This window comes from Pseudomonas sp. CK-NBRI-02, from assembly GCF_008124495.1.
GTDB lineage: Bacteria > Pseudomonadota > Gammaproteobacteria > Pseudomonadales > Pseudomonadaceae > Aquipseudomonas > Aquipseudomonas guariconensis.
In genome coordinates, this window is the sequence record NZ_VSJH01000001.1 from 208,884 (window position 1) to 228,558 (window position 19,675).

Sequence of the window (19,675 nt, forward strand, 5' to 3'; positions counted from 1 at the left end):
GAGTGGACAGTCGCTAGATACTCAAATCAGACCTCAGCGTTCCATTGGGTGAACACTGTGGCCCTGCCTTGCGAGCTGGCCGTTTCACATCTTTACTCGTTCTAGGTATGCACATGCCCCTTGAAGGAGCGCCAGCACCGCGATGAAAGAACAGCTCGCCCTACTGGCCAGGCAGTGCATTTCGCCGTCGGTCCGCTTCGAAATCAGGGCCACGTCCGCCAAGCTCAAGGACCTGGCCAGCCGCGCCTGCCTGTGGCGCTGGGAGCGCAGCCGCTTCAAGCCCGACCAACAGAGCAGCCACGAGGTGGTTTACTTGGGCCGCAAAGCCCACCGCGACCTGGCCAAGTTACTGATGGGGGCGACCACGCCGGCCAGCGCGACCAGCGATGCCGTGGTACTGGCCAGCGAAGTGCCGGTGCCCGGAGCCCTGCAGGTGCCGCATTTTTTGAGCGCCGTGGTGCCATTGGGGCGCTCTCTGGACAGCATCGTCGCCACCTACAACAGTGAGTTGCGGCGCAGCCTGCGCAAGCACCGGCCGCGCTATCACATGCGCCCGGCAGTCACCGACGAAGAGATCGCCCATGCCGACACGACGATGCTGCAACCCTACGCCAAGGCTCGCCATGGGGCGTCCGCTTCGCAGATTGCCACTGCCGAGGTCTTCAGGCTCGCCAAGTCCGCAGGCCGGCTGGACCTGATCCTGCGCGACGATGAAGTGGTGGCCTGCCACCTGGGCTGCGTCATCACCCGTGCCGGTAAGCGCTACTGGAGCACCATTCGCTTCGGCTACCCCGAGTCGGTTTTCGCCGATGCCAAGCAGCTGCGCGAGGTCAACTCGATTACCACCTTCATGGCGTTGGAGTGGGCGCTGGAAAACGGCTTCGACTACTACGACATTGGCTGCTGCCTGGCCCGCCCCGACGATGGGCTGCTGGAATGGAAAAGACGCCGCGGCGGCGACGTCGATACCTTAGGCAACCATGCCCACTTCTTTGTCAGGCTCCCCCGCACCGGCTCGGAATGGTTCCTCTGGAGTACGCCGCTGTTCGCGGTGGAGGATGGCCGGCTGACCTTGCACCTGGGTGTGCCCGAGGGGCCGAGCGATGAAGAGATCGCCAGCCGCTACCGAGAAATGGGCTTTGGCGGGTTGTCCAAGGTGTACTTGCATTGCTCCCGGGTACCAAGCCCGTCCTTGATCGAGACCTTGCGCAGCCGCTACGCGCACCTGAACCCGATGCCGATAATCCAGACACGTCTGACGCGCTAGTACGCCTGCTTGCCGGTGAACGCCGAAAGCGTGCGCACGAGAATGATGAAATCCAGCCACACCGACCAGTTGTTGATGTATTCGATGTCCGAGTCGACCCGCTGGATCATCTGTCCCAGATCCTTGGTCTCTCCCCGGTAACCGCGCACCTGCGCCAACCCTGTCATGCCGGGCTTGATGTTGTTGCGCGCGAAATAGTCGGCGATGTCCCTGGAATACTGAGTGTCGTGCTGGATGGCGTGCGGACGTGGCCCCACCAGGGACATCTCGCCCATCAATACATTGAACAGCTGCGGTAACTCGTCGAGGCTGGTGCGGCGAATGAACGCCCCGACCCGGGTCATGCGCGGGTCGTTCTTCTGCGCCTGTTGGAGCACCCCGGTTTCGGGCTGGTGCACGAACATGCTTCTGAATTTCCAGATGCGGAAGGTCTCGCCGCTCCAGCCCATGCGCTCCTGGCGGAAGAACACTGGCCCCGGGCTGTCGAGCTTGATGGCCACAGCGATGATGAGCAGGACCGGTGCGGCACACAGCACAATCAATGCGGCCAGCAGTTTGTCTTCGAGGTTCTTGAGGAACAGGCTGGTGCCGGTGAGTGGCGTTTCGGAAAGCGTGAGCACAGGGATACCGGCAATTTCGCGCACGCTATGGTTGATCAGCCGCAGCGAGAAGATGTCGGGAATCCAGTTGACCGAAACGCACTTGTCCAGCAGCCGCAGGTACACATCGCGGATCAGTTGCGAGCCTTCCAGCGGCGTGACCAGGTAGACGGTCTTGATGCCATGACGTACCACGATGTCATCCAGCTGGGAAATATCGCCCAGGATCACCGGGCCACCCTCTCCCTCCTGCGCCCCTACTTGCAGCTCCGTCTCACCGATGTGCACGCAGCCGACGATCTTCTCGCCCAGCCAGGGGTTGTTGCTGATCTTCTTGTGCAGGAAGGTCGCCAGTTCACCGGAGCCGATGATCAAGGCGTTCTCCTGGCTGTAAGGCAGCGTCAGGAATTTCACCTGGATTTCACGTACCAGAAAATGCAGCAGCAACTGGATGAAATAGCCGATGACGAACAGCTCGCCCACCAGCAGGCGCGAATACTGCTCGCTCTGTTTGGTGAGAAAAGCCATGGCCACGAGAAAGCAGAACGTCACCGTCCAGGCCTTGAACAGCTTGAACGCCTTGATCGACAGGCCCACGTTGCTGCGGTAGATGGCGTAGTGGTCGTAGACCACCGCCAGGGCGCCGATCAGCAACAGCAGCATGATGACGTAGTCGGGGGTGATGTAACCGACGTGCAGGTAGATCAGGTACCAGGCGACTCCGGTCACCGCGATGCCATCGAGCCCGGCCTGGATGGCGTTGCTGATGCTGCGTCTGCGCTGGAGTAGGGAACGGTTACTTCTGGGTTCGAAAACCATTGCTCGTCCTCACTGATGCCGAGAAACCACACGCTTTCCTACCAAGCCAAGAACAACCGCATTCATCCTGAAAAGACAAAGACCCGACGCGCACTCAGCGAGTGCCGCCTGGTCAATGACGTAGGAGATCGTCCCCGTGACTATCGATCACCTGAATCACACGCTAATGCGCGGACTGCTCCCCAGGGCGATAGTGCGACCCGTTTGCCGAGGGTCCTCGGCACATGGGTGCGTTTGATATCACTGTAGCAGTACTTTGGAACCGCGCCGGGGATTTACCCTTTTGGGCCGTTGCAGAGGCGCGTCGCCCCCTTCGCAGGTTTACCCGCGAAGCAGACACCACTCCCTGTCAGTGACCACGCGCTCGCGCATAGCTCAACGTGCGCCAGAGAAACAATGGATTGCCGAGCACATACCGGCTGAACAGCCGCCTGGGCTCACGCAGCAGTCGGAACAACCACTCGCAGCCCAGGCGTCGCATCCACCGAGGCGCACGCGTCACCTTGTCGCCGAGAAAATCCAGGATCGCCCCGCCGCACACCACCACGCAGGGCACGCCGCTTTGCGCCAGCCGGGCAGCGACCGCCTCCTGCTTGGGCATGCCCATGCCCAGCACGATCAGCTCCGGCCGCTGCCGGTGCGCCAGGGCCAGGTAGGTATCGATCTGATCGAAACCATGGTGAACAGACGTCACCTGAACCCCGAAGCGGGCTTCGCTGCTGCGCGCTGCGTTTTCCAGATAAGGCGCTTCGGTGCCCCAGAACGCCACACGCCGCCCGCTGAAGGCCATCAGCAACTTGGGAATGAAGTCGGTGCCGTTCATGTTCAAGCCAGGCGCCAACCCCAGCCGGCGCAACAGGATCGCCATGCCCGAACCGTCGCGCAACAGCACGTCCGCCGAAGCCAGCGCCTGGAGATAAGCGCGGTCGCGGGTCACCAAGTTCATGGCATGGGCGTTGACGAAACCCAGCACCCGCCGCGCCCCAGGTGTGGATAACTGGGCCAGCAAGCGCTGCTCATCCTCTGCGTCTTCGACCACCCGCAGCTTGTCGACGATGGTGCTCCAGTGGCCTTGCCAGATCGACATAGGCATCAGTTGCCATCCCGTTTGGAGCGCACCCAGTCCACCTGGCGTTTGACCAGGAACCCCAGGTAGATAGGGATTTTCTTCGCCGCGTAGAGCGGCGCGTAGAGCAGCACTGAAAATGCGATCAGCCCTCGGCAGAACCGGTACCAGGCCAGCAGGACGGCGATGCCCAGCAATACCACTGCGCAGCTCGCCAGCCACGGCGCGGTGCTGACATCCAGCAGCAACCAAGCCAACCACGAAAGGCAGAAAACCCCGGCCAAGGCCAACACCAGCAAGGCCAGCGGTGGCACCATCAGGTCCAGCGCCAGGGCCAACAACGCACCATTGCGACGGGCGAGGCTTTCGATCAACAACCGTGGCGCATCCTTGAGCAAGACGCCCAGGTGCCCGTGCTCCCAACGTCGGCGTTGCGCCCCCAGCCCTTCGTTGCTGACGGGAAACCAGCTGGTGACTCTGGCATCGGGACAGAACAACGGCGCCTTGCCGATGCGGCACAGGTCCAGGCCCATCTTCAGGTCCTCGACCAAATGGCCACTGGCAAGCTCCAGCGAGGCCAGGTCACGCCAGGTGAACGCCATGCCAGCGCCCATCAACTGACAAGGCAGGCCCAGCCGCGCCCAGCCGCGTGGACGCACCAGGTTCTTCACGCGCCAGGCGAACTCGGCCACGCGGGTCTTGAGTCCTGCGCCCTCAGGCGCCTGCATCAGGTACAACGCCTGAACCGGACGCCCGCTGTCGATGCAGCAGGTAGCAAGGCGCGTGAGCGCGCCCTCGCCCAGCTGGCAATCGGCATCGACCACGACGATCACCGGCGGTGGGTCGAAACCCAGGTAGCGCACTCCAAAGTCCAGCGCATAACCCTTGCCCCGCGCCTGTGCATCGAAGCGCTCGACCACCTCGGCACCTGCTGCCCGCGCAAGCGCTGCGGTGTCATCGGTGCAGTTGTCCGCCACCACCAGCAGTCGATCACCCTCGCACAGCTGCGCACGGATGCTGTCCAGCGTGGCGATGATGATCGAGGCCTCATCATGGGCCGGCACCAGCACCGCCAAACGCGGACGCGGCACGCGAGCCGCAGGCGGCAGCCGTGCAGGCAGGCAGGCCATCAGCACCTCGATGAACAACACCAGCGTCGGCAACAGCACGAGCAACGCCAGCGCGCCCAGTATCGCCGCCGCGAGCCCTGTCATGCCGGAGCCCTGAACAGTACGGCCAGCTTACCGGCCTCGGTGTCGATGTCATGGCGCTCAAGCACCCGCGCATACGCCGCCTCCCCCATACGCTGAAGCACCTCCACCGGTTGCGCCAGGCAGTCGGCCATGGCCTGCGCCAGTTCCTCCACGGCCCCGGCGCTGAACAACCAGCCGTTCTCACCCTGGCGGACCAGCTCGGGGATGCCCGCCACATAGGTCGTTAAGACAGGTCGGCGCAGGGCCATGGCCTCCATGATCACCACCGGCAGACCCTCAGCGAAACTCGGCAGCACCAGGGCGCGCGCCGCCAGGATCTCGGCACGCACCTGCGCGCTGCTGATCCAGCCGGTGATGCGCACCTGGGCCTGCAGGCCGTGCCGGGCGACCAGCGCCTCGATATCCGCCCGCATCTCGCCATCGCCCGCCAGCACCAATTCGCAGGCCACACCGCGCTCGACCAGGCGCCGCGCCGCCTCGAGCAACAGCAGTTGCCCTTTCTGTTCGCACAGCCGCCCCACGCACACCAGCCGTGGTACCGCCGGAGCCGGTACTGCCGGCACGTCGTGGAACATCCGCTCCAGGCCGCAATGCACCACCTTCACCTTGGCCCAATGCCCATGGGCGACCCAACGGAACAACTGGCTGCGCCCGTAGGAGCTGATCGCCGCGACGAACGCGGCGCGCCGGACCTTCTCGCCCAAGTGGAGAAACTGGGGTTTGTCGAACTCTTCCGGCCCGTGCACGGTAAAGCTGTACGCCGGCCCGCCAAGGGCATTGGCCAACATCACCACTTCGGTGGAGTTGGTGCCAAAGTGCGCATGCACATGCTCGCTGCCAAATGCCCGCAATCGCTGCAGCACCCAGCAGGCTTCAGCCAGGTAGACCACGTGGTAAGGCAATGGCCGGTCGGCGCGCCAGCCCAGGCGCAGGGCCAGCCAGAGTGCGGTAAAAAACCGTCGCGGGTCGGCCCGCAGCACCTGTAGCAAGGGCTTGATCAGCCCTCTGAGGCCGCCTTGCAGGACGTACTGGGTCTGATCCCGCTCGGCCATGTCGTCGGCATCCAGCAATTGCGCATCCCAACCCCGCAAGGCCATGCGCTGGATGATGAAGCCCTGACGCTCCAGCGCCAGGATTTCACGGCGTATGAAGCTATGGCTGACCTTCGGGTACTGATTGACGAAATACGTAATGCGCATAGGGACCCGACTGAATGCGTGTTCGATTGATTATGGGTGCACTCCTGACTCAGGGTAGCCTGCCTCCTTCACGCTCACCGATTGTTTACCTAGCAAACGCAACGTGGCGTCCACCTGGGCGAATACATCGTCCAGCAGGTCATGACGGCGGCGGTACATCGCGCGCTTCTTGGGCGCGACGTCGTCCAGGCTGCGCCGGGCCTCGTCGATCGGCATGACGTAGAAGTCCTGGCGCTGCGAAGGCAGCGCACCGTGCTCTTGCCAGATGACATCGTAGTTGGTCGGCAACTCCTGGGCCTTTTGCGCACCGAAGTAGGCATGGCGATGATGCCGGTAGCTATCTCCCACGGCGTAGAGCCGCGTGACGCCCAGGCGCGTGGCCAGGTGGCGGAGCACCTCGATCAACAGGCTGCGCGGGCGCAGCCCTTCGAAATCCTTGGTCAGCGTCCGATAGATCGACAGTGACGTTTCGCTGTCGATGCCTTTGTGAATGCCCTGCACTGCGCCGATGAACACGCACAGCTCGCCGTCCTCCAGGCCCAGGCTGAAGGCCAGCGACGCGACCCGCAGATCATGTTGGAACAGGTTAAGCACCAACTCCCCTTCGCGCATGAACCAGAACGCCCGATCAAGCACCAAAGAGCATGCCGGTGAATAGCGCGACAGGTCATCGAGCAGCAGCCGCTCTTCGCGCCCCAGCAGCAGCAGGCTCGGGCACCGGCTGCTGACCACTTCGTAGTGCGAGGCCAGCGCATCGAAGCGCATCGACGCCGGCCAGTCCTTGCTGATGTACGGCCACTGGACCAGGCCAATGCAATCGATGCCCAGCCGCTCTCGGCCACTGTCGCCCAAGGCAAGCGACAGACGCCGCTGGAACGCATTGAGGCCGGACCATTCCCGCGCCATGTGCCGTACCAGACGGAGCTTGTTGTGCAGCGCCCGCAGCGAGTAACCGGGGTGCAAGGTGAACACGCTTTTGACCAGTGACCGATATGTCATGGACATCTCACTTGTATTCGATCAACACGGATTTGCCGACACCGAACCTTTTCAGCAAGAACTTCACCTGCCCACACATTTCGGGAAACTTGCCCAACACCAGAAACCCCGCCTGCAACCCGTTCTGCTGCAACGACCCGCGCCCCCGGCGCATCAGCCGCAGCACCTGCAGCGGGTAGACGAGCAACAGCAACAGCCCGCCCCAACCGAACAACGTGCAGGCCAGCAGGGTCGCCAAGGGAATCCCCAGCCCCCACACCCAGGCTCGGCGCGACTCACGCAGCCAATGGCGCTCGGGTGCCGCGCCATGCAGGAACGCGCCTTCGGCAAAGGCATAGCCGCCGCGCAGGCTGCGCCGCCACCATTGGCTGAAGCGGGTCATGGCCGCGTCGTGCAGGGTCATTTCGGCGTCCAGACGCCAGACCTTCCAGCCCTGGGCGCGCAGGCGCACGCACAACTCCGGCTCCTCGCCGGCGATCAAGTCAGCGCGGTAGCCATTCACTTGGACGAAGGCATCGGCGCGCATGAGCGCATCGCCGCCACAGGCCTTGGCCTGGCCGACCGGGGTGTCCCACTCCAGGTCGCACAATTGGTTGTAGATCGAACGTGTGGGGTATCGCTCGCGGCGCCGACCACAGACCACGGCGACCTCAGGGTGCTGGTCGAGAAAGGCCTGCGCCGCGGGCAGCCAGCCGGCGACCACTTCGCAATCGCCATCGACGAACTGCACGTAACGCACCGAAGGCATCAAGCGATGCAAACAGGCAAAGCCTTCGTTGCGCGCACGCGCGGCAGTGAAGGGCTGCGTCATGTCCAGGGCCAGCACCTCGATACCCCGCGCCTGTGCCATCTGCACAGACCCGTCGGTGGAGCCTGAGTCGACATACACCACCTGATCCGCCGCACCGGCCAGCGACGCCAGGCAGCGCTCCAGCCGCGAGCCCTCGTTGCGCCCGATCACCACCACACCGATGCCGGTCATCATGGATTCATCCGCCACTGCGTCGGGGCTTGATGACCGCGGGCACACCGACAGCCAGCGAATCGTCGGGCACATCGGTCAACACCACCGCGTTGGCCCCGATGATCACGTTGTTGCCGATGCGGATATTGCCCAGCACCTTGGCCCCGGTGCCGATATCGACGTTGTTGCCGAATACCGGCGCGATGGGCTCCTGCACGTTCTTCAAGCCCACCACCACGCCATTGCGAATGCGGCAGTCATCGCCGAAGCGGGCATAGCCGCTGACCACGATGCCGCCAAAATGATCGATGACGAAGTTGCGCCCCAGCTCCACCTCGCAGGGCAGTTCGATGCCGGTGAGGATCTGCACCAGCTTGAACAGCACCTTGTAGATGAACGACAGCAGCTTGCGCAGCAACGCCGGACGCACCCCGTAGCGCCAGCGCCCGAAACGGTAGACCAGCATCACCCAGAAGCCCTGTGCCGCCCAGTCGCCTCCATGGGCCCGCAGGTCCGCGCGAACGTTCTCGAACATACGGCCCCCTAGCGTGTCGGCTGGCTTGCAAAGCGCGTGTCGAAGAGCAACGCCCAGGTCGCCCGGGCATGCTTCCAGCTGGCTTTCACGGCCCCCCAGCCACGTCGTTTGAGCAATGCCTTGAGCGCCAGCAAGGTGTCCCCGAGGCTCACCAGCAGCATGTGCAGCACAAGCCCTGGCACGCCATGGTGCTTGCGAAAGTACAGCAGCTCGCTTTCGATCTGCATCACCGAGATCTGCCGGCTGGCCGCTTCGAGCTCGGTGACTGACTTGGAGCTTTCGCCGCCGATGTGCACCACCGTGGTGTAGGGGTAATACACGACTTTCCAGCCAGCCTGCTTGACCCGTTTGCAATGGTCCACTTCCTCGTAATAGAGGAAGTAGCGCGGGTCGAACAAACCTACCTGCTCGATGACCTCGCGTCGGACCAGATAGAAACAGCCTGGCAACCAGTCGCATTCACGCACCGAGTCGTGGTCCCAGTTCATCTCGTCGATGGTCTGCAGCCCAGGGAAGAAGCGCTCCAGCCCCGTGCGCGCGGCAAACATGTTCAGCGGCGTCGGAAAGTACCGGCAGCTGGGCTGAAGGTCTCCCTCGCGCCCCACCAGACGCACCCCGAGCACGCCGCACTGCGGATGCGCTTCCATGTATTCGACCGTTCGCACCAGGGTGTCGTGCGCGACGAAGGCGTCGGTATTGAGCAGCAAAGCGTATTTGCCCTGCAGGTGCTCGACCAGCTGGTTGTTGGCGCGGCCGAAACCGACGTTCTTCGGATTGGCCACCAGCAGCGCCTCGGGGCAGACCGCCGCCAGGCGCTCCAGGGAGTCATCGACCGAGGCGTTGTCGACCACCAAGTAGCTCGCCAGATCCGCGCCCTCGCCACGGCGCAGGGCATCGAACATCGGTTGCAGCAGCCCTGCGGTGTTGTAATTGACGATCAGCACATCGACGAGCTTTTCAGTCATGTCTCCTGCCTCCCGGTGCCGTAAAAGTACTCGGCGCGCATGGCAGCCAGTTTCGGCTCCAGCTGTGGATCGAAGACATCTGCCCGATTCTTGATCAGGTCGATCCACGGGTAGGCCTCGCAGCGCGCCTCGACCCGCTTGACCAGGTCTTCGAGCGTGCACAGGACCTTGGCGGGGTTGCCACCAACGACCGTGCCCGGCGGCACGTCCTTGGTCACCACCGCCCCTGCGGCCACGATGGAGTTCGGCCCGATGGTCACCCGCGGCATGACGATCGCCCCATGGGCGACCCAGCTGTTGTCACGGACATCGATGAAACCCACCGAGTCGAGCTTCTTGCCGTAGATGACCTCGATCAGCTCCACCACACCGTCGTGCCCGATCAGCGTGCAATCCGACAGCCCGCAATTGTTGCCCAGGCGCACCAGGGAAGGGTCGGTGATATTGCACCCCGGGTTTATCTGGACGTTGGTCCCGGTGGAGTGAAACCGCCCCCAGCGCGACAGGTACGCGCCCCACTGGATAGCGTTGGGGCGGCACAGGCGCCTGTACAGTCCGGCCCCACGTCCGGTGGACATGGCGTAATGCGCCACGATTTTTCTCAGCCATCCCATCATGCTGTTGCCCTCGCAAACCTATCGATGTCGAACCGAACCCAGGCCGCACGTTCCTCGCACGGTACCTGCCCCATCAGCGCAGCTGCCAGACATCCACAGGTTGCAGGCGCGCTGTCACACCCTTCAGGCGAACTCTCCCGCCTGAGACTTCATCTTTGCGTCCAGATGGTCCGCCAGCCGCAAGGCGAACTGCAGAAGCGGCATCGTCGGATTGCTCGCCCCGCCCTTGGCGAAAATGCTGCTGCCAGCGATATACAGATTGTCTGTGCCGAACACCTTGCAGTCCGGGTCGACCACCCCGGCATCGGGCGAGGCCGCCATGCGCGTGGTGCCCATGTGGTGCGCGTGGGGCGACATTTTCAGGGGCAGGGACGTGTCGTGGACGAAGTCGTTCAACTTGACGAAGGCCAGCCCGCTTTCGGCGAAACGCTTTGCCAGCTCGACGCCGATGCACTTGATGGTCTGGCGGTCATCGCCGCTCAGTACCCAGTTCATGTTCACTTTGGCCACGCCCAGCGCGTCCTTTTCTTGCAATGTCGAAAGGCGGCTCTGCAGGTTGGGGAACTGTTCGATCATGGTGCTCAGCACGCCATCGCCGGGGCAGTTGAACTTGGCGATGAAATCGATCTTGTGGGCGATTCCCATATCGCAGCTGAGGGTCTCGAGGAAGTCCTTGACCTGAGCGGTCCGGCCATAGTTCGTCACCTCGTCCAGCACCGTCGCGGAGACATTGCCTTTGCCCGCGTGATACTCGGCCACGAACGCATCGGTGGTGAAGTACTGGCGAGGCTTGTCCACTTTTCCGCTATTGAGGATGAACGTGCCCAGGTCGACATTCAGGTGCTCCATGAAACAGCGCCCCACAAAACCATCGGGCTTGACCACGCCCGCGGCAGCCAGTGACTCGCTATTGAGCAGTTGCCGGGCATTTTCCACAGCGCCCATGGCCAGTACGAACTGCCGGGCGATCACCCGCTCCCGGTGCAGATCGTAATCGGACACCACTACAGCCTTGACCCTATCGGCAGCGTGATCGAATTCCAGGTCGACGCAATTGCAGTGGATGAACACATCCAGCCCTGGCGTCTGCTCCAGCGCCTTGGCGTACTTCTGGGCAAACCGAGTGGGCGGGCTGAGCAAGAACTCGTCAGGTACGAAGTCATCACCGAGCCGACTGACATTGATCGCCTGGAAGTGCGCGCCTTCCGGCAGGTCGACGATGGCCATGGCGGCCGGCAGGTACCGCTCGATCTCGGCATAGGCGATGGGCCAGCCAGGAATGCCGCCCGGCGGCGGGACAGAAAAGTCCGAGGCTTCGAATGGCCGGCAGCGCCCGGCCCAATGGTTGGAGGTGCCGCCCAGAAAGCGCAGGCGCGTATTGTGGATATACGCCTCCAGACCGGAGGAGGTGCATTGATAAAGATCCTGGGATTGCTGGGAATACTCGTGCCCGCCGCCTTCGAGCAACACCACGCGCCAGCCTGCTTCGGCCAGGCGCAAGGCCAGGGTGATGCCCGCAGGTCCCCCGCCGATGATGCAGAAGTCGTAGTCATCACGCAGTGCTTTGTGCGTCTGATAATCCTTGATCATGCTCAGGCCTTGCGAAAGTATTCGGCGGGCAACACCCATCCGTTGATCACCACGAAGCCCCCGGTCTGAGTGACCTTGCGCGTGGCGGTCCCGGAAAGCCCGAAGACCAGCCCGCCTGCACCCAATACCGCGCATCCCTTGAGAAAGCCCCTGCGTCCTAGCAGCGGGGAAACAGAGTCATGCTTTCCCATGATTCCAAGACCCATGCCGTGAAATTGACTTTGGAATTCTAGGTTTCCGACGGCGACAGACAGCGTATTCGCGATGGAATCAGAACCCGTTGAAAAGCCGCGTCACCAGCTCACCACACAACGCGCCGACCGCGATGATCGGCAAGACCATCAGCTCACGCTTGAGGCTGAACATCTCCAGTTTGCGATTGACGTAGAACACCAGGATCAACGTGGGGAAGGTATGCAGCGCCACCCACCAGATCGCGTAGTCCACGCCGCCGATGGCCAGCATCACTGGCATCCCCACCCAAAGCGAAACGGCCCGGATGATGTTGTCCATGGCCTGGTACTTGGTCAGCCCCACGGCCAGCCACACCTGATGGGCCAAGCTGTAACGCAAGGTGAAGAACGACCATGAAAGAATAGCCAAGATCCGGCCCGCATCCTGGTAACGGTCGTCGTACAACCAGCTGATGATCAGCGGGCTGACCGTGAGGAACAGACCGCAGGCGAACAGGCAGGCGGTGTCGAAGTACAGCCTGAAGTGGTTGTACAGCTTGAGCAGCCGGGGTTTGTCGCCAGCGCGAGTGGCCTCGCTGAAGGCCGGCAGCACTACCGCCCCGCCCAGTTTCAGCAAGCCGACCTGCACGGCCGAGAGAATCAGCACGGCGATGGAATAGACACCCATGTCGAAAGTGGACATCACCCCGCCGAACCAGATGCGGTCGCCGTTCATCGCCAGCACGCCCACCATCGAGGACAACAGAATCCAGCGGCCATAGTTGATCAGCTCGGTCAGCGCAGACTTGTCCCAGCACAAGCGGCTGCGTGGCCCTTCGAATAGCACGTGGCTCATCACGGTGGAGACGAGGGTGGAGACGATCCCGGCGGCCACCAGCGACCAGATCGACCGGGTGAGGTAGCCGAACACCAGCATGACCAGCAATCCGACGAACTGCGCCGTGAGCTCGAGAATCACCACGCGCTTTTGCTGGAACGCCCGCACGGCCAGGTCGATGGTGTTGGACTGCAAGCCGTAGATCACTGCGGAAATGCCGGTGACCGCCAGCACCAACGGCAGCTCCGGAGCGGCATAGGAGGATCCGGCTGGCCACAGGTTGATCTGCTGGGTCGCCCAGGAGCCAAAGGCGATGAGCAGCGTCACGGCGAACAGCAGGATGCCGCGCAGCAGTTGCACGGTCCAGGCGGTATTGAGAAACAGCGGATCGTCGCCGCGCGGACTCTGGATGATGTTCTGGCGCAGGCCGACATCCGACAGCAGGTGCAGGACCACCGACAAGGTAGTGGAGATGGCCATGATGCCGAACATGTCCGGCACCAGCAGCCGTGCCATGATCAGGTTGCCGCCAAGGCGCAGGGCCTGCGTACCGACCAGGGAGACCATGTTCCACGCACCCGCTCCCAATGCGCGTTTGCGCAGGCTGGTCGGCGGCGATAAGTCGACTGACGGCATGACTACATTCCCTGACCTATTGGCTAAAGTCACTATAGTCTCAATCTGCCATGTCGCTAGCCGTCGTCCATCACAAAGGGACAGGTCATCACCGCCTATGCCAGAACACCTTCGCGCATTGATCGTCATCCTGTTCCTGGCCACCGTGGTGTTCACCATGGCACGACGGCCGGCGCTGGACCTGATCCGTTCAGCCGACTTCAAGCGTCGGCGCAACCTCTGGTTCGCGCTCACCTTGCTGGTGTTCGTGTCCGGCAACTTCTGGGTGTATGCCGTCATTGCCGTCCTGGTGCTGCTGGTTGCCGGACGGCGCGAGCACAACCCGATGGCGCTGTTCCTCATGCTGCTGTTCCTGATGCCGGCGGCGGCGATACCGGTGCCTGGCTTTGGCGTGATCAACTACCTGGTCGACCTGGACCATATCCGCCTGCTCAGCCTGAGCGTACTGCTGCCCGCGGCCCTGGCCCTGCGCCAAGAGTCGGACACCTTGCCGTTCGGGCGCACCTGGCCTGACCGCTTCCTGCTCGCCAGCCTGGTACTGATGAACCTGCTCTACCTGCGCGAGACCAGCCTGACCGACACGTTGCGCCAAACGTTGTACCTGTTCCTGGATATCTTCCTGCCGTACTACGTGGCCAGCCGGGCACTCAAGGAACTCAGCCATTTCAAGGACGCCTTGCTCAGCTTCGTGATCGCCACGATGTTGCTAGCACTGATCGGAACCTTCGAGTCGACGCGCCATTGGCTGTTGTACAACGCCTTGACCTACGTGCTGGGCATCCACATGGACATGACCAGCTACCTGAGCCGGGGCGGTGCGCTGCGCGCCAGCGCCACCACAGGCCAGGCGATCGTTCTGGGCTACCTGATGATGGTCGGCATCGGCTTGTACCTGTTCGTCCAAGGCTATGTACGCAGCACACTGCAACGCACCCTGGGCGCCCTGCTACTGGCAGCCGGACTGTTCGTGCCGTTGTCGCGCGGGCCCTGGGTCGGCACGGGCGTGATCATCGTGGTGTTCATCGCCACCGGGCGTGGCGCGGTCAAGCGCCTGGGAATGCTGGCGGTCGCCGGCCTGCTCTGCTTGCCGTTGCTGGCCGTGGTGCCGGGGGGCGAGAAGGTGATCGACATGCTGCCGTACATCGGCACGCTGGAGAAAGACAACATCACCTATCGGGAGCGGCTGCTGGACAACTCACTGATCGTCATCGAGCGCAACCTGTGGTTCGGCTCGTTCGATTTTCGCAAGACGCCGGAAATGCAGTCGATGGTCCAGGGCCAAGGCATCATCGACATCGTCAATACCTACCTGAACTTGGCCCTGCGCTTTGGCGTGGTCGGCCTGGCCCTGTTCGTCGCCTTCTTCGCCTCCGCGCTGCTGAGCCTGCGCAAGACACTGCGTACGTTTGCCGACAAGGACGAGCACCTGTGCCGACTCGGGCGCAGTTTGCTAGCCACCCTGCTTGGCATCCTGATCACGATCTTCACCGTCAGCAGCATCACGTTCATCCCCGTGGTGTACTGGTCCCTCGCCGGTGTAGCCGTTGCCTATGTGCAGATGGTGCGCCGGTTCAAACTCGCCCACGCTGCCGGCATCGTTGGTGTCGGCCTGCCCGCCCGGTGACCCGCATGACACGACGCTGCCTGGTTTCATCCCTGCTGCTCACCCTGCTGCTGGCATTGCCCCCCGTCACTCACGCCGAGGACTGGGTCGCCAGTATCGACGAAAGCCAGGGCCTGCCACAGTTGACCCGTGGCGGTAACCTGGCGATGCAGGCCAAGTTCAAGTTCTTCGCTGCCGACTGGAAATGGGCGAACTTCGACAGCGGCGCCTTCAAGGTAGAGGCCCCCTTCACCTACAGTCTGCAGGCCAGGAACTCCACACTGGGGTTCGACCTCAAGGCCCAGATCGCCAAGACCACGCAGCAGAGCCTGACCTGGGCTTTCGACTTGCAGGCCCACAGCCGCAAAACCAATGTGATGGGCGGCGGCATCTCGTTCCAGTTCGACCGCGCCCTGTTCACTGAAATGGGCAAGCCAAGCCTGCTGCCGGGCAATCGAGGCTGGACCTGGGGCGACCGCGCCAAGGGACCGTACATCGAGATGCGCTTCGATCCGCCCCTGACGAGCGTGTACATCGAGCCCATCGACGACGCCGAAGTACGGGCGTTCTTCTACAAAGACCAGATCGTTCCCGGCACCCAGCAGATCAAAGGCGTGCTCACGGTCTCGCAGGGCATCGAGCTGGCCCAGACCTCCGATGAGCGCTTCGGCCTGGGCGACACCAGCCGCTGGCCCCTGGACCAGACCGACTGGCGCACCTCGCCGGTGGACCTATCGTTCCTCAACGCTGGAGAAAAACCGGCCGGCAAGCGTGGCTTCGTCAAGGCAGTGGGCGATCGGTTGCAATTCGCCGATGGCACCCCGGCGCGCTTCTGGGGCACCAACGTCTCGGCCTATGCCCTGTTCAACACCACGGACGACGAAATCCGTGCCCAGGCCAAGCGCCTGTCGGCCCTGGGATTCAACCTCGTGCGCCTGCATCACCACGATTCGTATTGGGTGACACCGAGCATCTTCGGCCGGCACGACCAAGTGCGGGACACCCAGAACCTAAGCCCTGAGTCTTTGCAAAAGATCGACTGGTGGATCAAATGCCTCAAGGACGAAGGGATCTACGTGTGGCTGGACCTGCACGTCCAGCGCGCCCTGATGGCCAGGGACAAGATCCGCGGCTTCGATGAATTACCCAAGCGCGAAGGCCTGACCGACCGCGACAAACAGCCCATCGCCGACCTCAAGGGCTACAACTATGTCAACGACACCATCGCCCAGACGATGAAGCGCTTCGCCGAGCAGTACCTGGGGCACGTCAACGCCTACACCGGCCTTGCCTACAAGGATGACCCGGCCATCGCCGCCGTACTGATCACCAATGAAAACGACCTCACCGGGCATTACGGCAATGCCCTGCTTCCAGACAAGACACCCACCCAGCACATCAAGCGCTACATGGAATTGGCCGAAGCCTTCGCCAAGCAACATGGGCTCGCGAAGGAGCAGACCTGGCGCGCCTGGGAACATGGCCCATCCAAGCTGTTCCTCAACGACCTGGAGCAACGCTTCGACCAGCAGATGATCGATCACCTGCGTACTTTGGGCGTGAAGGTGCCGATCGTCACCACCAGCACCTGGGGACGCAATGGCCTGAGCGCCTTGCCGGCCTTGACCAGTGGCGACCTGATCGACGTCCACAGCTATGGCGGCGCAGGCCAGCTGGAAAAGAACCCGCTGACCAGCGACAACCTGGTCAACTGGCTCGCCGCGGCCCAGGTCGTGGGCCGGCCGTTGAGCGTGACCGAGTGGAACAACGAATGGCAAAGCGACACCCAGCCTGTGGCCGATCGCTACACACTGGCGCTGTATGTCGCCGCCACGGCCCGCTATCAGGGCTGGGACGCCTTGATGCACTACGCCTACAGCCAGGAGCCGTTCCGCGAGCAGGATCGTTCGGCGAGCAACTGGCACGCCTACAACGACCCCAGCCAGCTGGCCACACTCCCGGCCGCTGCCCTGGTCTATCGCCGCGGCGATGTACGCGAAGCCGACCAAAGCTACGTCTTCGCCCCCACCTCGGACACCTTGTTCAACCAGTCCATCTCGCCAGCCGATTCGGTGCTGCTGCGCACAGCCATGGAAAAAGGCAAATTGCAGATTGCCATGCCAAAGACACCGGCGCTGCCGTGGCTGCAGGCGAGCGCACTGCCCGCCGGCGCCAAGGTTATCCAAGATCCCAACCAGTCCCTGCTGCCGGCCAACGCCAGCGAGGCCCGCAGCGACACCGGCGAGCTCAGACGCAACTGGCAACAAGGGCTCTACACCATCGACACACCGCTGACCCAGGCGGCCATCGGCTGGCTCGGCGGCAAGACGCTCGCGCTCGGTGACATCCAGCTCAAGCTCAAGACCGCCAGCGCGAGCGTGGCGGTGCAGAGCCTGGACGGCAAACCGCTGAAACAGTCGCGAAACCTGTTGATCTCCCTGGGCACCCGGGCCGAGCCCCAGCCGAACAAGCGGACCCCGTTTCGTGTCGAGCCGCTGGACGGCACCTTGTCGATCCAAGCCGTCGACGGCTTGAAACTGTTCAGTCGAAACGCCCAGGGACAGCTTGAGGAATACCCCGTCAGCTATCAGGACGGGCGCTATCTGATCCATTTCGACGGCAGGCAGATGACGAATTGGCTGTTCTTGAAATAGGCATCTAGGCTCCAAGAAACCAGGGGCGTGCCCATGCAGATGGCCAACCCGCTGACCACCTGATCCGCTTGCTAAGGATGACCGCCCGGCCCCTCCGGAGCGCGCTTGCACATCAAACAGATTCCAGGAGGCTTGGATGAAGTTCTTGGTTGTCGGCGGCGCGGGCTACATAGGCTCGCACATGGTCAAACACCTGCGTTGCGCAGGGCACGACGTCATCGTGGCGGACAATTGCGCCTGCGGGCCGCGTCCGAACTGGGTCAGGCTGGACATCGCCGACGCCCATGCTTTGGATGCCTTGTTCGCCCAGCATCGATTCAGCGCAGTGTTTCATTTCGCCTCGTTCATCCAGGTGGGCGAGTCGGTGGTCGAACCCTCCAAGTACTACCAGAACAATGTCGTCGCGACCCTGACCCTGTTGCAGGCGATGGTGCGCGCCAATGTCCGTCACCTGATCTTCTCCTCGACCGCCGCCGTCTACGGCGACCCGCAGCATGTGCCCATCGACGAAGCGCATCCCAAGCAGCCGATCAACCCTTATGGACGCAGCAAGTGGATGGTCGAGCAGATCCTCGAGGATTTCGACCGCGCCTATGGCTTGCGCTCAGTGTGCCTGCGCTACTTCAACGCCGCGGGCGCGGACCCGGAGGGCGAACTGGGTGAATGCCATGAGCCTGAGACCCACCTGCTGCCGTTGATTCTGCAGGCGGCCTCCGGACGGCGTGAGACGATCACGGTGTACGGCCGGGACTACGACACGCCGGATGGCACCTGTATCCGCGACTACATTCATGTGGCAGACCTGGCTGCGGCGCATTCACTGGCAGTGGACTACCTGCTCGCCGGTGGTGCGAGCACGGCATTCAACCTGGGCAACGGGCTGGGCTTCTCGGTGCAGGAAGTGATCGACACCGCCTGCGGCGTGACCGGGCGCAAGATCGCCACCAGCGACGCCCCCCGCCGCGCCGGCGACCCGCCCCGCCTGGTGGCAGATGCCAGCCGGGCCAGGACCGTGCTGGGCTGGCGACCGGCCTTCGCGGCGCTGGAGCAGATCGTCTCGCATGCCTGGCATTGGGAGCAAAAGTACCCTTGGTACTCCCCGAACTGATCGGCAGCCCTTGCCCAGTGGCCAGCATTTCAGTAGTAGGTGCGCGGCTGTTCCTCGGCCTTGTTCAGCACCGTCCCGATCAGGTTACTGGTACCCAGGTGATACAGGCTGTCCTCGATGTCCTTCTTGCTGTTCATGCCATTGGCCACCACCAGCAACACGCAATCGAATTTCGGCAGCAGGGTGATGGCGTCATCGGAGCTCAGCAGCGGCGGCAGGTCGAAGATGGTGATGCGCGACTCGTAACGCTCGCGCAACTCGTGGATCAGGTTGCTCACCAGCGGCGAGGACAGCAATTCGGTCGACAGCGGAATGGGCTCGCGGGTCGGCAACACCACAAAGCGTGGCAAGGTCGGGTTGACCATGGCATCGCACAACTCAGCTTCGTTGGCCAGGTAGTCGTTGAGTGACTTCTCCATCGGCAACCCCAGGCAGGCGCCGACCCGTGGCCTGCGCAGGTCGAAGTCCACCAGCAACGCGGTCTTGGTGGTGTGGTGGGCGATACTCATCGCCAGGTTGATCGCCAGCACCGTCTTGCCCGCCTCAGGCGTCGGCGAGGTGATGGCCAGCGTGCGCCAGCCGTTCTCCTCCATGGCTTGCAGCACCTGGGTGCGCAGCAGGTCGAAGGCCGAGCTGATCGCCGAGTTCTTCTTGTAGGCCACGATGCGGTGACGCTCCAGATGGTCCGGGCGCAAGGGCACGACCTTGGTGCGCACATAGTCGAACAGGCCTGGCACTTCCGGATGCTTGACCGGCACGATGGAGGAAGGCGCTGATGCGCCGGTCTTTTTCGTTTCGTCTATCGGCGTGATCTTGTTCATCGCAGCTG

General features: G+C 62.9%; 17 protein-coding genes. 4 read left to right on the forward strand and 13 right to left on the reverse strand.

From position 1 onward, the window contains the following. Positions 1-142: 142 nt before the first annotated feature. Positions 143-1,267 (forward strand): hypothetical protein, encoded by a 1,125-nt coding sequence (locus tag DQ397_RS01010; RefSeq protein WP_043214888.1) that lies wholly within the window; start codon positions 143-145, stop codon positions 1,265-1,267. Here DQ397_RS01010 and DQ397_RS01015 read toward each other — a convergent pair. The 12 genes from DQ397_RS01015 to DQ397_RS01070 form a co-directional block, all read right to left on the reverse strand. Continuing rightward, a complete protein-coding gene (locus tag DQ397_RS01015) occupies positions 1,264-2,685 on the reverse strand; it encodes an undecaprenyl-phosphate glucose phosphotransferase (RefSeq protein ID WP_043214886.1) in 1,422 nt (473 codons plus the stop codon). The two genes, DQ397_RS01010 and DQ397_RS01015, sit on opposite strands and share 4 nt — an antisense overlap. Before the next feature lie 349 nt (positions 2,686-3,034). After that, a complete protein-coding gene (locus tag DQ397_RS01020) occupies positions 3,035-3,772 on the reverse strand; it encodes a WecB/TagA/CpsF family glycosyltransferase (protein ID WP_043214923.1) in 738 nt (245 codons plus the stop codon). Between the two features lie 5 nt (positions 3,773-3,777). Further along, positions 3,778-4,965: a glycosyltransferase family 2 protein gene (locus tag DQ397_RS01025; protein ID WP_090345197.1), complete on the reverse strand. Its 1,188-nt coding sequence runs from the start codon at positions 4,963-4,965 to the stop codon at positions 3,778-3,780. Beyond that, the gene (locus DQ397_RS01030; protein WP_043208534.1) at positions 4,962-6,164 is read right to left on the reverse strand and encodes a glycosyltransferase family 4 protein; all 1,203 of its coding nucleotides are present in this window, start codon (positions 6,162-6,164) and stop codon (positions 4,962-4,964) included. Before DQ397_RS01030 ends, DQ397_RS01025 begins: the two co-directional genes overlap by 4 nt. A 30-nt stretch (positions 6,165-6,194) precedes the next feature. Further along, a complete protein-coding gene (locus DQ397_RS01035; protein WP_043208543.1) occupies positions 6,195-7,163 on the reverse strand; it encodes a DUF535 family protein in 969 nt (322 codons plus the stop codon). A 7-nt stretch (positions 7,164-7,170) separates the two neighbouring features. Continuing rightward, the gene (locus DQ397_RS01040) at positions 7,171-8,148 is read right to left on the reverse strand and encodes a glycosyltransferase family 2 protein (protein ID WP_043208532.1); all 978 of its coding nucleotides are present in this window, start codon (positions 8,146-8,148) and stop codon (positions 7,171-7,173) included. 4 nt (positions 8,149-8,152) lie between these two features. Further along, a complete protein-coding gene (locus DQ397_RS01045) occupies positions 8,153-8,662 on the reverse strand; it encodes a serine O-acetyltransferase (protein ID WP_043208531.1) in 510 nt (169 codons plus the stop codon). An 8-nt stretch (positions 8,663-8,670) separates the two neighbouring features. After that, complete coding sequence (locus tag DQ397_RS01050; protein WP_043208530.1) at positions 8,671-9,627, reverse strand: glycosyltransferase family 2 protein; 957 nt, start codon at positions 9,625-9,627, stop codon at positions 8,671-8,673. Further along, positions 9,624-10,244 (reverse strand): acyltransferase, encoded by a 621-nt coding sequence (locus DQ397_RS01055; RefSeq protein ID WP_043208529.1) that lies wholly within the window; start codon positions 10,242-10,244, stop codon positions 9,624-9,626. The genes DQ397_RS01050 and DQ397_RS01055 overlap by 4 nt, the downstream gene beginning before the upstream one ends. A gap of 123 nt (positions 10,245-10,367) precedes the next feature. Further along, complete coding sequence (locus DQ397_RS01060; protein WP_043208528.1) at positions 10,368-11,834, reverse strand: FAD-dependent oxidoreductase; 1,467 nt, start codon at positions 11,832-11,834, stop codon at positions 10,368-10,370. 2 nt (positions 11,835-11,836) lie between these two features. After that, positions 11,837-12,025, reverse strand: a complete 189-nt coding sequence (locus DQ397_RS01065; RefSeq protein ID WP_043208541.1) for a twin-arginine translocation signal domain-containing protein — start codon at positions 12,023-12,025, stop codon at positions 11,837-11,839. A 79-nt stretch (positions 12,026-12,104) separates the two neighbouring features. Then, positions 12,105-13,481 (reverse strand): oligosaccharide flippase family protein, encoded by a 1,377-nt coding sequence (locus tag DQ397_RS01070; RefSeq protein WP_043208526.1) that lies wholly within the window; start codon positions 13,479-13,481, stop codon positions 12,105-12,107. Between the two features lie 97 nt (positions 13,482-13,578). Here DQ397_RS01070 and DQ397_RS01075 point away from each other — a divergent pair, with 97 nt between their 5' ends. The 3 genes from DQ397_RS01075 to galE all read left to right on the forward strand — a co-directional run bounded on the left by DQ397_RS01075 (position 13,579) and on the right by galE (position 18,846). Next, complete coding sequence (locus DQ397_RS01075) at positions 13,579-15,105, forward strand: O-antigen ligase (RefSeq protein ID WP_043208525.1); 1,527 nt, start codon at positions 13,579-13,581, stop codon at positions 15,103-15,105. Continuing rightward, entirely contained in the window at positions 15,102-17,738 is a 2,637-nt protein-coding gene (locus tag DQ397_RS01080; protein WP_043208523.1) for a cellulase family glycosylhydrolase, read from the forward strand. The genes DQ397_RS01075 and DQ397_RS01080 overlap by 4 nt, the downstream gene beginning before the upstream one ends. 136 nt (positions 17,739-17,874) lie before the next feature. Beyond that, positions 17,875-18,846, forward strand: coding sequence for a UDP-glucose 4-epimerase GalE (gene galE, locus DQ397_RS01085; RefSeq protein ID WP_043208522.1), 972 nt, complete (start codon positions 17,875-17,877; stop codon positions 18,844-18,846). A gap of 29 nt (positions 18,847-18,875) precedes the next feature. Here galE and DQ397_RS01090 read toward each other — a convergent pair whose 3' ends face one another. Beyond that, positions 18,876-19,667 (reverse strand): CpsD/CapB family tyrosine-protein kinase, encoded by a 792-nt coding sequence (locus DQ397_RS01090; RefSeq protein ID WP_043208519.1) that lies wholly within the window; start codon positions 19,665-19,667, stop codon positions 18,876-18,878. Between the last annotated feature and the right edge of the window lie 8 nt (positions 19,668-19,675).